We start from the raw sequence: 12,872 nt of genomic DNA on the forward strand, positions 1-12,872 counted from the left end.
GGCGACCGCCGCGCCGCGCGCGCCCTCCAGAGCCGAGATCTCACATGACCCCGACGCCCCCCAGCCACCCCAACCCGCGCGTGAGCGGAAACCCCGCCACCCAGTCCAAGATCACCCTCACCGCCAAGCAGCAGCGCGAGCAGCAGAAGCAGGAGAAGCTCGCGCAGTACCAGCGGGAGCTCGCCAAGCGCCGCCGCAGCAAGGTCGTCTGGTGGGTCGTGGGCATCGCCGGCGCGCTCGCCGTCATCGCGCTCGTCGTGGCATCCATCGCCTTCACGCCGAAGCCCGTCACCTACGACCGGGGCGACGGCGACGGCGCCGGCATCGCCGGCGTCGAGACCTTCGAGAACACCGCCAATCACGTCGAGGGCACCGTCGCCTACCCGCAGACCCCGCCCACCGGCGGGGACCACAACGCCGCGTGGCTGAACTGCGCCGTGTACTCCGAGCCGGTCCCGAACGAGAACGCCGTGCACTCGCTCGAGCACGGCGCCGTGTGGATCACCTACGACGCGGATGCCGTCAGCGACGCCGACCTCGACGCGATCCGCGCCAAGCTGCCGTCGAGCTACGTGATCCTCTCCCCCTTCGAAGGCCTCGATGCCCCCGTGGTGATGAGCGCGTGGAACGCACAGCTGAAGCTCGACGGCGCCGATGACGAGCGCATGGAGGAGTTCCTCACCGCCTACTGGCGCAGCCAGACCGTGCCCGAGCCCAACGGCGCCTGCGCCGGCGCCGTCGACGGACCGGGCAAGCAGTCATGACACCGGCCCCGCGGCGACGGTGGATCGCGATCGTGCTGGTCGCTGTCGCCGTCGCCGCGGTGGCCTTCGCCGCCGGGCGGTTCTCGACGTTCGGGGCGTCAGGACCCGACCTTCCCGCCGATGACTCCGCAGAGGCGGGATTCGCCCGCGACATGCAGGCGCACCACACGCAGGCGATCGAGATGGCGATGACCGCCTACCGCAAGACCGACGACGAGCAGGTGCGCATGCTGGCGTACGACATCGCCACGGCGCAGGCGGGCCAGCGGGGCGAGATGTTCGACTGGCTGGTCAAGTGGGGGCTCCCGCAGGCCGGCGGCCCTCCCATGGCGTGGATGGCGGCATCGGATGCCGGTCACGATCACGATGGCACGGGCACGGCGCCCCTCTCCCCCGAGGAAGAGCGCGAGGCCATGGGCATGGCCTCGCCCGCCGAGCTCACCGCCCTCGCCGAGACGGAGGGCACCGCCGGTGACTGTCTGTTCCTCGAGCTCATGATCCGCCACCACCAGGGCGCCATCCCGATGGCCGAAGCGGTGCTCGAGCTCGGCTCGGAGCCGCGCACCCTCGCCGTCGCCGCCAGCATGAAGGACGCCCAGCAGTTCGAGATCGACGCGATGACCGCCGCCCAGCAGCGCCTCGCCTGCCCCGTCCCCTAGGACCGTGAAACCGTAACTGGCGGCCGAGACAGTGGTTGTTTTCCACTGTTTCGGCCGCCAGATGCGGTTTCAGCGTTCGATATCGGTTGCGGCGCGGGCGGTCAGCCCTTCGTCGAACCCGCCAGCAGGCCGCGGACGAAGTACCGCTGCAGGGCCAGGAACACGATCAACGGGACGATGATCGCGATGAACGCGCCCGCCGTCAGCAGGTGCCAGTCCTGGCCACGGCTTCCGGTCATCTCCGCCAGCAGCTTCGTGATCGGCCCGACGTTGCCGTCGGCGAAGATCAGCGCCACGAGCAGGTCGTTCCACACCCACAGGAACTGGAAGATGGCGACCGAGGCGATGGCGGGCATCGTCAGCGGCAGGATGATGCGGAAGAAGATCTGCCCGTGCCCGGCGCCATCGACCCGCGCCGCCTCGATCACTTCGCCCGGGATCTCGGAGACGAAGTTGTGCAGCAGGAAGATCGTCAGCGGCATCGCGAAGATCGTGTGCGCGATCCACACCTGCGCATATCCGGCCTGGCCGATCCCCTCGATCACCGGGAACCCGAACAGGGTGCCATTCGAGAAGAGCTGCAGCAGCGGAATGAGCGCCATCTGGATCGGCACGATCTGGAGGGCGAACACCATGATGAACAGCATGTTCTTGCCGCGGAAGTTCATCCACGCGAAGGCGTAGGCCGCGAGCAGGGCGATGCAGATCGGGATGATCGTCGCCGGAAGGGTGATGGCGATGGAGTTGACGAACGCGCCCGCCATGTTCAGCTGGCTGTTGCCGGCCTGCAGAGCCTCGGCGTAGTTGTCGAACGTCCATCCCCAGTTGGAGAAGGCGGTCCACCATCCCGTGGTCTGGATGAGCTCCTGGGGGCGGAAGGACGAGATGAACAGGCCGAACGTGGGCAGGGTCCACAGCACGGCGATCACGAGCGCCGCCAGGGTGGCCCCGCGCGAGGTGAGGCGGTTCTTCGTGCGTCCGGCGACCGAGCGCTCGATCTTGCGCTCACCGCGTCGGAGGTCCTGCCGGGTCTCTTCGTCGACCGGGAGGTCGATCGGCGCCACGTTGCTCATCGGATCTCCCTCTGCTTCTTCAGCTGCCTGGCGTTGTAGATCACGAGCGGCAGCACGAGCACGAACAGCACGACGGCGAACGCAGCCGAGCGTCCGCCTTCGAAGCTGCGCAACTGCGTGTACATCTCGTTGGCGATGACGGAGGTGTTGTTCGCGCCGGCCGTCATCGTGCGGACGATGTCGAAGACCTTCAACGAGGCGATCGAGATGGTCGTCAGCACCACGATGAGAGATCCGCGGATGCCGGGGACGATCACGTTGATGAACCGCTGCCAGCCGTTCGTGCCGTCGAGCTGGGCCGCCTCGATCTGCTCGGTGGGCACGCCCTTGATGGCGGCCGAGAGGATGACCATCGCGAAACCGGTCTGCACCCAGATGAGCACGACGATGAGGAACAGCGTGTTCCACGGCTGCACCGCGAGGAAGTTCAGCGGCTCGCCGCCGAGCCACACGATGACCTGATTGGCCAGACCGATCTGCTCCTGGCCGGCCGGGCGGGCGGTGTAGACGAAGCGCCAGATGATCGAGGCGCCCACGAACGAGATCGCCATCGGCAGGAAGACGAGGATCTTGTAGTACTTCTCGCCGCGCGTCTTGTCGATGAAGTACGCGTACGCCAGGCCGGCGACGGTCGAGACGACCGGCGCGATGACGACCCACACGATCGTGTTCGCCACGACGCGGATGCCCTGCGGCTGGGTGAAGATCCAGGCGAAGTTCTCGAGGCCGACGAACTCGGTGGTGTTGCGGTTCATGAACGCCTGACCGGTGGTCTGGATCGCCGGAATGATCAGGCCGACGACGACCAGCAGCAGCGCCGGCGCCAGGAACGCCACGAGCACGAACAGCGACCCGGCTCCCTCCTTCGAGCGCATGTCGAGGAAGAAGAACAGCAGGCCCAGCACCGCCGCGGCGATGACCGCCTCGATCCAGGACTCCAGGACCAGCAGCAGCAGCGCGGGTGCGGCGACGCACACCGCCAGGCGGATGAACGTGTAGACGCGCCCGCGACGGGGCGCGATCTCCACGAGGAACAGGATGAGCCCGACCACGACGACGAACACGCCGATGATGATCGGGATCTGCAGCAGCGGCGTGAGGTTGCTCAGCCACTGGAAGAAGGCGGACATGGGTTCCTTTCGAGTTCGTCAGCGCACTCTGGGAAAAAGCGGGGCCGGCCGCTTGTCGCGGTCGGCCCCGCCATGCGTGGAACCGTCAGCTGGACGGCCACCCCGACTCGATCTGCTCGAGCACCGTGGCGGTGTCCGAACCGTTGACCCAGTCGTTCATGCCCTTGAAGAACGTGTTGGTGCCGACACCCGAAGGCATCAGGTCCGACGCGTCGAACCGGAACGTGGTGGTCGGGTCCTGGAGGATCGAGATGGCCTCCTTCAGGATCTCGCTCGAGGCGTTCTCGGGGTCGAGGCCCGTGTTGGCGCTGATCACGCCGCCCAGCGAGACACGCGAGTTCGCCCACTCGGGGCTGGAGAGGTAGGTCTGCACCTTCTGGGTGGCCTCGTCGTCGCTGAACGCGCCGACGATCTCGCCACCGCCGGTGACGACCGCGCCCTCAGCGGCCGCGCCGCCGAAGCTCGGGGTCTGGAAGGCCCACAGGTCGCCGTCCTCGGCCACCGTGCCGCCCGCGTCGACGATGAAGCCGTCGAAGAAGGATGCCTGGTGGTGCAGGGCACACTCACCCGAGACGAGCGCGGATGCCGTGTCGCCGAACGGGGTCGTCACGATCGTGTCCGTGCCACCGAAGCCGGCGTTGACGTAGTCCGGGTTCTTGAGGATCTTGCCGACCTCTTCGAACGCCGAAGCGATCTGCGGGTCGGTGAAGGGCACCTCGTTGGCGACCCACTGGTCGTAGACCTCGGGGCCGGCTTGACGCAGCACGATGTCCTCGACCCAGTCCGTTCCCGGCCAGCCGGTCGCGGCATCCGAGCCGAAGCCCGCACACCAGGGGGCGCCGCCGGTGTCGGCCTGGATCTGAGCGGTCAGGTCGAGCAGACCCTGCCAGTCGGTGGGCACTTCGTACCCGTTCTCCTCGAAGAACGTCGGCGAGTACCAGACCCAGCCCTTGACGCTCGCCATGAGCGGTGCGCCGTAGAGGGTGCCGTCATACGTGGCGTACTCGGCCCAGTCCTCGGACCAGTACTCCTCGACGTTCTCGACCACCGATTCCGGAGCGGGCTTGAGGAACCCGAGCTCCGCCATGTCCTTCATCAGACCGGGCTGCGGGAAGATCGCGAGGTCGGGGGCGTTGCCGCCCTGCGCACGCACCGCGATCTGCGCTTCGAACTCCTTCGACGCCTCGTACTCGATGTCGATGTCGTTCTCTTCTTCCCACTCTGCCCACGACTCCTCGAGCAGGTCGGCCTCGGTGTCCGAGATCGTTCCGTAGATGGTGACGACGTTGCCTTCGTCGGCGCCGCTCTCGCCGCCCCCACCGCCTGATCCCGGGCCGCCGCTGCAGCCGGCGAGCGCCAGCGCTCCGACGGCCAGGAACGAACCGGCAGCGAGTGTCCTGCGCGGGATGGTCTTCATGTGTCCTCCTCATCGAGCCGACGCATGTGTGCGTCGTCGCGTCCACGAATGGTGCGGGAACCGGTCGGGTATGGAACCGCTTCCGGGTCCACGCTAGGGGACGCCGGGAGTGGACTCAACCACGGTTGATAACAAGTCGATAAAGGGCGGCCCTGGACACGCGCTCCCACAGCCGTGCGGCGAACGTCGAAGTGGCGAGCGGCTGCGCGTTCATGGCAGGATGCCGCTGGAACCGGTTCCGACTGATGGCGCCACGACGATGCGGACGCGGTGCATCGAAGGAGAATTTCATGAGCGGAATTGCCGACGTCGCGCGGCGCGCCGGCGTGTCGAAGGCGACGGCCAGCCGCGCCTTGACGGGCAGCAGCCAGGTGTCGGACCAGACCCGCCTGCGCGTGCAGGAGGCTGCAGCTGCGCTCGGATACGTCCCGTCGACGAGCGCCGTCAGCCTCGCGACCGGACGCACCCGCAACGTCGGCGTGATCATGCCGCGCCTGAACCGCTGGTTCTTCGCCGAGGTGCTCGAGGGCATCCAGTCCGAGCTGCTCTCTCACGGCCTGGACCTGACGCTGTACGACGCCCGCCCCGGAACGGCGGGGCGTCGCCGAATCTTCGACGACTTCCTGGCCCGCAAACGGTTCGACGGACTCATCGCCGTCGCGCTCGACCCCGATGATCAGGAGCTCGACCGGCTGCTGCGGCTGGGCCGACCGGTGGTGAGCGTCGTCGGCGACGCCGGCGCCGGGGTCGTGACCCTCGACGATGTGCACGCCGCGGAGCGCGCCGCCGAGCACCTGCTCGCGCTGGGCCACACCGACATCGCCTTCCTCGGCGGCGACGAGACCCAGCCCTGGGCGAGTGTGGACCGGCGGCGTTACGAGGGGTACCGGCGCGCGATGGCGGCGGCGGATCTCCCCTCCCGCCACATCCCCTCCCCGGCGACGCTGCCCGGCGGGTATGCGGCGGCGGTCGACGCCCTGAGCGACGCCCGCGCGCGCCCGACGGGTCTGGTCGCCGTCTGCGACGAGGTCGCCGTGGGCGCCATCATCGCGGCGCGGCGCCTGGCGGTCCCCGTTCCCGGCGGACTCAGCGTCGTCGGGATCGACGACCACGAATACGCCGAGATGTTCTCCCTGACGACCCTCGCGCAGAACCCGCGCCAGCAGGGTGTGGCCGCGGCGCGCATGCTCATGGGCGAGATGCAGTCACCGGCGGCGACGCCCGCCACCCACCGTCTTCAGGCGCGCCTCATCGTGCGCAACTCCACCGCCGCGCCCAGCGGCACCCCGGGAGTCGTGGTGACCGACGGCGGATTGCTGGATCACGCATGAGAAAGGCCCCGGATGCCGTGGCATCCGGGGCCTTCAACGCGTGAAGCGTGATTACTTGAGGGTGACCGTCGCGCCGGCCTCTTCGAGAGCGGCCTTGGCCTTCTCGGCAGCCTCCTTGTTGGCGCCCTCGAGGACCGCCTTGGGGGCACCGTCGACGACGGCCTTGGCCTCGCCAAGGCCCAGCGAGGTGAGCTCGCGGACCGTCTTGATGACCTGGATCTTCTTGTCGCCGGCAGCCTCGAGGATGACGTCGAAGGAGTCCTTCTCCTCAACCTCTTCAGCAGCGGCGCCGCCACCGGCGCCGGCAACGGCGACGGGAGCAGCAGCGGTGACGTCGAACTTCTCCTCGAACGCCTTCACGAACTCGCTGAGCTCGACGAGGGTCAGGCCGGCAAACTGCTCGAGCAGCTCCTCAGTGGTGAGCTTCGCCATGATGTATCTCCTAGATAGATGGGGTGTAAGGGAAATCTGCCGCCGGGCGCTTACGCGGCCTCAGCGGTCTCCAGCTTTTCGCGAAGCGCGTCGATGGTGGCCGCAGCCTTGCCCATCGTCGCCTTCATCATGCCCGCGGCCTTGGCCAGCAGAACCTCACGGCTCTCCAGGGAGGCGTACTTGTTGACCTCGTCGGCAGTGAGGACGTTGCCCTCGAAAATGCCGCCCTTGATCACGAGAAGCGGGTTGGCCTTGGCGAAGTCACGCAGAGCCTTCGCAGTGGCGACGAAGTCGCCGTGCACGAACGCGACGGCCGACGGACCGTTGAGGTCCTCGTCCAGCGCGGTGATCCCCGCGTTGTTCGCGGCGATCTTGGTCAGCGTGTTCTTCACCACGGCGTACTGCGCGTCCTGACGGATGTTGTTGCGCAGCTGCTTGAGCTGGGCAACCGTCAGACCGCGGTACTCGGTCAGCAGGACGGCGTTCGAGTCCTCGAAGTTCTTCGTGAGCTCGGCGACCGATGCATCCTTCTGCGCCATGGTCACTCCTTGATGTGGACGAGACGCACCGCGATGGCGGGGCGTCGGCCTCGGTCCCGGCCCCTGCACAACAAAAAAGCTCCGGCGCAAGCGCACGGAGCTGAATTCCTGGGAATCGATCTGTACACCTGCGCGGGCCCCTGCGATGCAGAGCTTCGATCGTGATGCGCTTTCGCGCACACCGATGACCGGCGGTCTTTGGCTTGCATCCAGCATACGTCCGCGCCGCCGCCAGGCCAAATCGCCTCCGGGAGCGGCGCGGCCCCACACCGGCTCCGCATGGGAGTCCTCGGCGTCTCACCCGCACGTCGGCGAGCCCTAGAGTGTCAGCCACGGCGAAACGAATGCCTGATCACCGCACACCTGGAGGGACGTTCTGATGGGCCGGGTCACGATGATGCTTCCGACCTCACGGGCGTGGGTCGAGGCCGCGGAAGCGGCGAGGCGGTCCCCCGGGGCGCCGATACCGGGAAACGTCGACGACGCAGAGCGTGCGAAGGAAGGCCTGCTCCAGGACTACGACCGGCTCTCCCGGCTCGGCGTAGGCCTGCTTGCGACACTGATGTGCTGCGTGGGTGGACTGTTCGCCGGGGCCTGCGTCGAGGTGGTGCGCACCGAGGAGATGGACGGCCTGCAGATCGCCCTCGCCGGAGCCCTGTTCATCGGGTCGGTGGCCCTCGCGGTTTACGGGGCGCGCATCCTCGTGCGCCTGCACCTCTCCAGTCGACGCTTGCTGCTCGCTCTGGGCTTCTGGGCCGCGGTGCCCTTCCACCTGGGCGAACGGGGGCCGCTGTCGCGCGGCTGGCTCAATGGCCGCGTGGTCATGGGTAAGACCGGAGTGCTGCTGCGACTCGTCTGTTGCGGGTTCGCGACGGGACTGGCTCTGCTGTTCTGGCTCTTCCTCTTCGCGGGCGACCTCCCCGTGGGCATCGCCCTCGTCATGGTGGTGTGGGCCCTCGTGATGACCTGCGTCGCCGGATGCCTGATGAGCGCATCCTTCCGCATCACGAACGCCTACGCGGAGCTCCACCTGCTCTGGGCGACGGTGCGAGCGAAATTCGACAGCCCCGCGCGCACACGCTGACGCCGCCTGATCGTCGGGCCGGGGGCCGAACGGCGTGGACGACGGATGCCGTCCCGGGTCGGGGTTAGGGTCGATGACGTGACCCCCGAACTCTCCGCTCGTATCGTCGCGGACTCCCGCGACCGCGTGGCCTGGGTGCGCGCGCGCTCGCGGGGGATCACGGCAACGGATGTGGCAGCGCTGACGTCCGAGAGGGCGATCGCCCGGGCCGCCGACGCCAAGCTGCTGGGCTCGGGGTTCTCGGGTAACGCCTACACCGATCACGGTCGTCGCCGCGAGCCGGAGATCGCCCGCTGGGTCGCTGCGACCCATGGCATCCAGCCGTCGTCGGCGCTGTTCCACGCCGTGGTCGAGAAGCGGCATCTGGCCACGCCTGACGGCGTCGGCCTGGACAAGAACGGCCGGGTCATCCTGGCCGAGATCAAGACGACCAACAAGCACTGGCGGTCGATCCCCCGCTCGTACCTGCGTCAGGTGTGGTGGCAGCAGCATGTGCTCGGCGCCGAGCGCACGCTCGTGACCTGGGAGCAGCACGTGGACTTCGTGCCCGTCGGCGACGAGCCGCGGTGCGCGTGGGTCGACCGCGACGAGTACGAGATCGGCAAGCTGGTGAAGCTGGCGACCGCCCTCATCGACGAGCTCTACCACCGCACGATGCAGCGCCGCACCCTCGCGGCCCCACCGGCCGCCCCGCGCGAACCCTTCCGCGCCCTCGCCCTTGCCGAGTGAGTATTCGCGACGCCGAGTGAGTATTCGCGACGCCAGGTGAGCACGAGGCATCCGGCCCCGCGACACACGCCGATAGGGTGATGATGATGACGAGCGAGCAGACCCCCGGGGAGCGCGCCGAGGCGGTGCGAAGCCTCGAGGCGGAGTTCAGCGAGCTGATCAGCCGCATCCGGAAGATCATCACCGAGAACGCCCACCGGGTGAGCCCGGGCATGCTGCCAGGCGCCTACAAGGTGTTCACGAGCATCGTGCGCTGCGAGCCGGTGACACAGGCCGCGCTGGCGGAGCAGCTGGCGCTAGACAAGGGACAGCTCAGCCGCACCGTGCGCGAGCTCGAGGAGCTGGGGCTGGTCACCCGCACGCCGGATCCGGCGGACCGTCGATCGAGCCGGTTGTCCGCGACACCGGAGGGTCTGGCACGTCTGGCCGCAGCCCGTGCGCCGCAGCAGGGCACCCTGCACGCTGTGCTCGAGGACTGGGATCTCGACGACATCCGCAACCTCACGAGGCTGCTGCGCGCCCTGACGAACGGCACGCCGCCGGGCTGACGCACCCGTCCGCCCCACCGCGACGAGGAATCGCGCCTACTGGTTCTGGAAGGCGGCGTCGAACGACGCCGTCGGAGCATCCCACAGCAGCGAGCGCACGAACTCCACCGCTTCTGCGGCCCCGTGCAGTCGGTCCATGCCGGCATCCTCCCACTCCACCGAGATCGGCCCGGTGTAGCCGATGGAATCGAGGGCGCGGAACGCGTCCTCCCACGGCACGTCGCCGCGTCCGGTCGAGACGAAGTCCCACCCGCGGCGCGGGTCGCCCCACGGCAGGTGCGAACCCAGCACCCCGGCCCGGCCGTTGCGCGGGCGCAGCCGGGTGTCCTTGCAATCCACGTGGTAGATGCGGTCGGCGAAGTCCAGGATGAACCCGACGGGGTCGATGTTCTGCCACATCATGTGGCTGGGGTCCCAGTTGAACCCGAACGCGGCACGATGGTCGATGGCCTCCAGCGCCCGCACCGAGCTCCAGTAGTCGTACGCGATCTCGCTCGGGTGCACCTCGTGCGCGAATCGCACCCCCTCCCCGTCGAAGACGTCGAGGATCGGATTCCACCGCGCGGCGAAGTCGTCGAAGCCGGCGTCGATGACGGATGCCGGCACGGGTGGGAACATCGCCACGTACGGCCAGATCGACGAGCCCGTGAACCCCACGACCGTGTCGACCCCGAGCTTGCGCGCCACGCGTGCCGCGCGCTGCATGTCTTCGGCGGCGCGCCGGCGCACCCCCTCCGCGTCGCCGTCGCCCCACACGTAGTCCCGCAGGATCGCCTTGTGGCGGAAGTCGATGGGCGCGTCGCACACCGCCTGTCCGCCCAGGTGGTGCGAGATCGCGAAGACCGACAGCCCGTGGCGGTCGAGGATCTCGAGCCGCGACCTCACGTAGGCGTCGTCCTCGTCGGCCCGGCGCAGGTCGAGGTGGTCTCCGGAAGCCGCGACCTCCAAGCCGTCGTAGCCCCATCCGGCCGCGAGCCTCGCGACCTCCTCGAAGGGCAGGTCGGCCCACTGTCCGGTGAAGAGGGTCACGGGGTGGTTCGCCATGGCTGCTCCTTCTCTCTCATGTCTCCGGTGCCGCTCTCGGCACGATGTCGGCTGTCGGCCAGCGCGGTCAGGTAGGCGAGCGATCTCTCGGCGAGGGCGTCCTGGGATGCCGCGAGCGGACGCCACACCGACGCCGCGACGGCGATGGTGGCATTGTCCCCCGTGAAGCTCTCGACGCCGAGGATGCCGTCGTATCCGGCGTCGTCGAGCGCGTCGAGCACCGCCGGCCAGTCGGTGTGATCGTCGCCCACCGGGCCGCGATCGCTGCCGCACACCTGCACGTGCGCGATGGCCCTTCCGGCGGCGCGGATGGCGTCGGTGGGCCGCTTCTCCTCGATGTTCAGGTGGTAGGTGTCCAGCGCCAGGCCCACACCCGCGCCGAAAAGCGGGGCGAAGACATCGATCGCCTGCTCGACGGTGTTCACGACGCTCGTCTCGTAGCGGTTGAGAGGCTCGATCGCGATGGTCACCCCGCTGTCCGAGGCGACCTCCGCCAGCGGCGCGAGGTTGCGGCGCAGCTGCGCGGCGGCGTCCTCCCGCTCGTCGGCGGACATGCGCCAGGTGACGCCGGTGGGCGCGTAGAAGGGCCCCGCCACGACTGGACTCCCCAGGACGCGGGCCGTCTCGATGCAGACGCGGAGATACTGCTGGGTGGCCGGGACGTTGCCGGCGCGCTCCAGCAGCGATCGGCCGGAGCCCATGGCTCCCACCACCACCGCGCGCAGCCCCAGCGAATCGAGCAGGTCCCGGGCGCGGTGCGGGGACCAGTCGCCGACGGCCTCGAGCGGCAACTCGACCGCCTCGAACCCCATCCGAGCGATGCGGGGAGCGAGGCGGCCGAGCGACTCGTCCGTCAGCGGCGAAGTCCACACCCAGGTGTTGACGCCGATAGGGCGGTGCATGCGTCAGGGCATCTGCCGCTGCTGCCAGACCTGCGGATAGCCCGGCAGGTTCTCGCCGCCGAACTTGGCATAGTGCCCGTCGGGCATCCCCTCGTTCTCCGTCAGGTAGCGGTCGAGCTCGTCCTCGGTGATGGGGCTCTGCGGCAGCACCCATTCCTTCGGAATCTCCTCACCCGCGAAGATGCTCTGGATCGCCAGCAGGGGCGTGCGCCACTGGAAGTTGGAGTACACCGGCGCGAGGCCCGTGAGCCCCGTCTCCTGCCACTTGCGCAGGAAGCTCATCTCGTCCTCGCCGGTCATGACCGGATAGTCGGCGCCGGCATCCTCGAACGCCTCGATGGCGGCCACCGCGCCGTCACCGGCATCCATCCACACCCCCGCGACATCGCCCTTCGCGAGCTCGTCGCTGATGATGTTCTTGATCTCCGCCGGGTCGCCACCCGAGAAGTAGTCGACCGCCTCGATGCCCGCTTCGTCGAACAGGTGCTCGGCCGCCGCCCACCGATGCTCGAGCACGTCGACCCCGGGGAGGATCCGCAGGGCCACGACCTTGTCTCCCTCCTCCAGGTTGTCGATGAGGAACTGGGCGGTGTCGATGCCCCAGGCGAACCCGCCGATGGGGTGGATGAAGGTCACCGGGCAGTCGGTGTTGACGCCCCGGTCGAACACGATGACGGGCTTGCCGGTCTCGCATGCCCGCTCCACGGCCGGCGTCAGGGCCGCCGTCGAGTTCGGCGAGATGACGAAGACGTCGCACTCGCCCTCGGCGATGAAGTAGTCGATGTCGGCGATCTGCGTGTCGTCGGAGTCCTGCGCATCGCGGGTCTCCATTGCGCTGATGACGCCTGCGTCCTGCAGCGCCTTCAGCTGCTGGTTCATCGTGATCCAGCCGGTCTGGCGCCACGGGTTGGAGATCGACGCGTTGGCGAAGCACGCCTTCTTCGCACCCTCGCCGGCGTACTGCGAGGTGTCGACCATCTCGGCGTCGATGTGCTGCAGGTACGGCTCCGCCTCAGGGCCGGCTGGCTCGACCTCCCGTTGGGCGAACTGCGCGTCGAACAGCTCCTGGTCGAACCACTCGTCGCCTTCGGGAGCGGCGGCATCACCGGTCTCCGGGGCGTCCGGCGGAGCCACCGCAGGGTCGGTCGTGCACGCCGCGAGGGCGAAGAGGCCGACCAGGGCCACCGATGTGGTGGCGATCTTCATTGATCGTCGCATTG

At 68.6% G+C, this 12,872-nt stretch carries 14 protein-coding genes; 6 read left to right on the forward strand and 8 right to left on the reverse strand.

From position 1 onward, the window contains the following. Positions 1-44: 44 nt before the first annotated feature. Both QNO14_RS11500 and QNO14_RS11505 read left to right on the forward strand, forming a co-directional pair. The gene (locus QNO14_RS11500; RefSeq protein WP_257505415.1) at positions 45-764 is read left to right on the forward strand and encodes a thioredoxin-like domain-containing protein; all 720 of its coding nucleotides are present in this window, start codon (positions 45-47) and stop codon (positions 762-764) included. Beyond that, positions 761-1,423 (forward strand): DUF305 domain-containing protein, encoded by a 663-nt coding sequence (locus QNO14_RS11505; protein ID WP_257505416.1) that lies wholly within the window; start codon positions 761-763, stop codon positions 1,421-1,423. The genes QNO14_RS11500 and QNO14_RS11505 overlap by 4 nt, the downstream gene beginning before the upstream one ends. A 101-nt stretch (positions 1,424-1,524) precedes the next feature. On the opposite strand, the gene QNO14_RS11510 is transcribed toward QNO14_RS11505, so the two are convergent. The 3 genes from QNO14_RS11510 to QNO14_RS11520 form a co-directional block, all read right to left on the reverse strand. Further along, the gene (locus QNO14_RS11510) at positions 1,525-2,496 is read right to left on the reverse strand and encodes a carbohydrate ABC transporter permease (RefSeq protein ID WP_257494176.1); all 972 of its coding nucleotides are present in this window, start codon (positions 2,494-2,496) and stop codon (positions 1,525-1,527) included. Further along, entirely contained in the window at positions 2,493-3,626 is a 1,134-nt protein-coding gene (locus tag QNO14_RS11515; RefSeq protein ID WP_257505417.1) for a carbohydrate ABC transporter permease, read from the reverse strand. The genes QNO14_RS11510 and QNO14_RS11515 overlap by 4 nt, the downstream gene beginning before the upstream one ends. An 85-nt stretch (positions 3,627-3,711) precedes the next feature. After that, positions 3,712-5,043: an ABC transporter substrate-binding protein gene (locus QNO14_RS11520; RefSeq protein ID WP_257494174.1), complete on the reverse strand. Its 1,332-nt coding sequence runs from the start codon at positions 5,041-5,043 to the stop codon at positions 3,712-3,714. 290 nt (positions 5,044-5,333) lie between these two features. Here QNO14_RS11520 and QNO14_RS11525 point away from each other — a divergent pair, with 290 nt between their 5' ends. Continuing rightward, positions 5,334-6,374 carry a LacI family DNA-binding transcriptional regulator gene (locus QNO14_RS11525; protein WP_257505418.1) on the forward strand — a complete coding sequence of 347 codons (1,041 nt, stop codon included), beginning with the start codon at positions 5,334-5,336 and terminating at the stop codon, positions 6,372-6,374. A 51-nt stretch (positions 6,375-6,425) separates the two neighbouring features. Here the strand turns inward: QNO14_RS11525 and rplL are convergent, their stop codons facing one another. Both rplL and rplJ read right to left on the reverse strand, forming a co-directional pair. Next, a complete protein-coding gene (gene rplL, locus QNO14_RS11530; protein ID WP_257494172.1) occupies positions 6,426-6,806 on the reverse strand; it encodes a 50S ribosomal protein L7/L12 in 381 nt (126 codons plus the stop codon). Between the two features lie 50 nt (positions 6,807-6,856). After that, positions 6,857-7,345 carry a 50S ribosomal protein L10 gene (gene rplJ, locus QNO14_RS11535; RefSeq protein ID WP_257494171.1) on the reverse strand — a complete coding sequence of 163 codons (489 nt, stop codon included), beginning with the start codon at positions 7,343-7,345 and terminating at the stop codon, positions 6,857-6,859. A 379-nt stretch (positions 7,346-7,724) separates the two neighbouring features. Here rplJ and QNO14_RS11540 point away from each other — a divergent pair, with 379 nt between their 5' ends. The 3 genes from QNO14_RS11540 to QNO14_RS11550 all read left to right on the forward strand — a co-directional run bounded on the left by QNO14_RS11540 (position 7,725) and on the right by QNO14_RS11550 (position 9,706). Then, complete coding sequence (locus tag QNO14_RS11540; protein WP_257505420.1) at positions 7,725-8,429, forward strand: hypothetical protein; 705 nt, start codon at positions 7,725-7,727, stop codon at positions 8,427-8,429. 78 nt (positions 8,430-8,507) lie between these two features. Then, positions 8,508-9,158 carry a YqaJ viral recombinase family protein gene (locus QNO14_RS11545; RefSeq protein ID WP_257494170.1) on the forward strand — a complete coding sequence of 217 codons (651 nt, stop codon included), beginning with the start codon at positions 8,508-8,510 and terminating at the stop codon, positions 9,156-9,158. Between the two features lie 86 nt (positions 9,159-9,244). After that, entirely contained in the window at positions 9,245-9,706 is a 462-nt protein-coding gene (locus QNO14_RS11550) for a MarR family winged helix-turn-helix transcriptional regulator (RefSeq protein WP_257505421.1), read from the forward strand. A gap of 36 nt (positions 9,707-9,742) precedes the next feature. Here QNO14_RS11550 and QNO14_RS11555 read toward each other — a convergent pair whose 3' ends face one another. The 3 genes from QNO14_RS11555 to QNO14_RS11565 are packed head-to-tail and all read right to left on the reverse strand — an operon-like array spanning position 9,743 to position 12,870. Then, on the reverse strand, positions 9,743-10,750 hold the full coding sequence (locus QNO14_RS11555) for a sugar phosphate isomerase/epimerase family protein (protein WP_257505423.1): 1,008 nt from the start codon (positions 10,748-10,750) through the stop codon (positions 9,743-9,745). Next, positions 10,732-11,652, reverse strand: coding sequence for a sugar phosphate isomerase/epimerase family protein (locus tag QNO14_RS11560; RefSeq protein WP_257505424.1), 921 nt, complete (start codon positions 11,650-11,652; stop codon positions 10,732-10,734). The genes QNO14_RS11555 and QNO14_RS11560 overlap by 19 nt, the downstream gene beginning before the upstream one ends. 3 nt (positions 11,653-11,655) lie before the next feature. Further along, a complete protein-coding gene (locus QNO14_RS11565) occupies positions 11,656-12,870 on the reverse strand; it encodes a substrate-binding domain-containing protein (protein ID WP_257494165.1) in 1,215 nt (404 codons plus the stop codon). Positions 12,871-12,872: the final 2 nt, after the last annotated feature.

Origin of the sequence: Microbacterium sp. zg-Y625 (genome assembly GCF_030246925.1) — a bacterium.
Lineage (GTDB): Bacteria > Actinomycetota > Actinomycetes > Actinomycetales > Microbacteriaceae > Microbacterium > Microbacterium jiangjiandongii.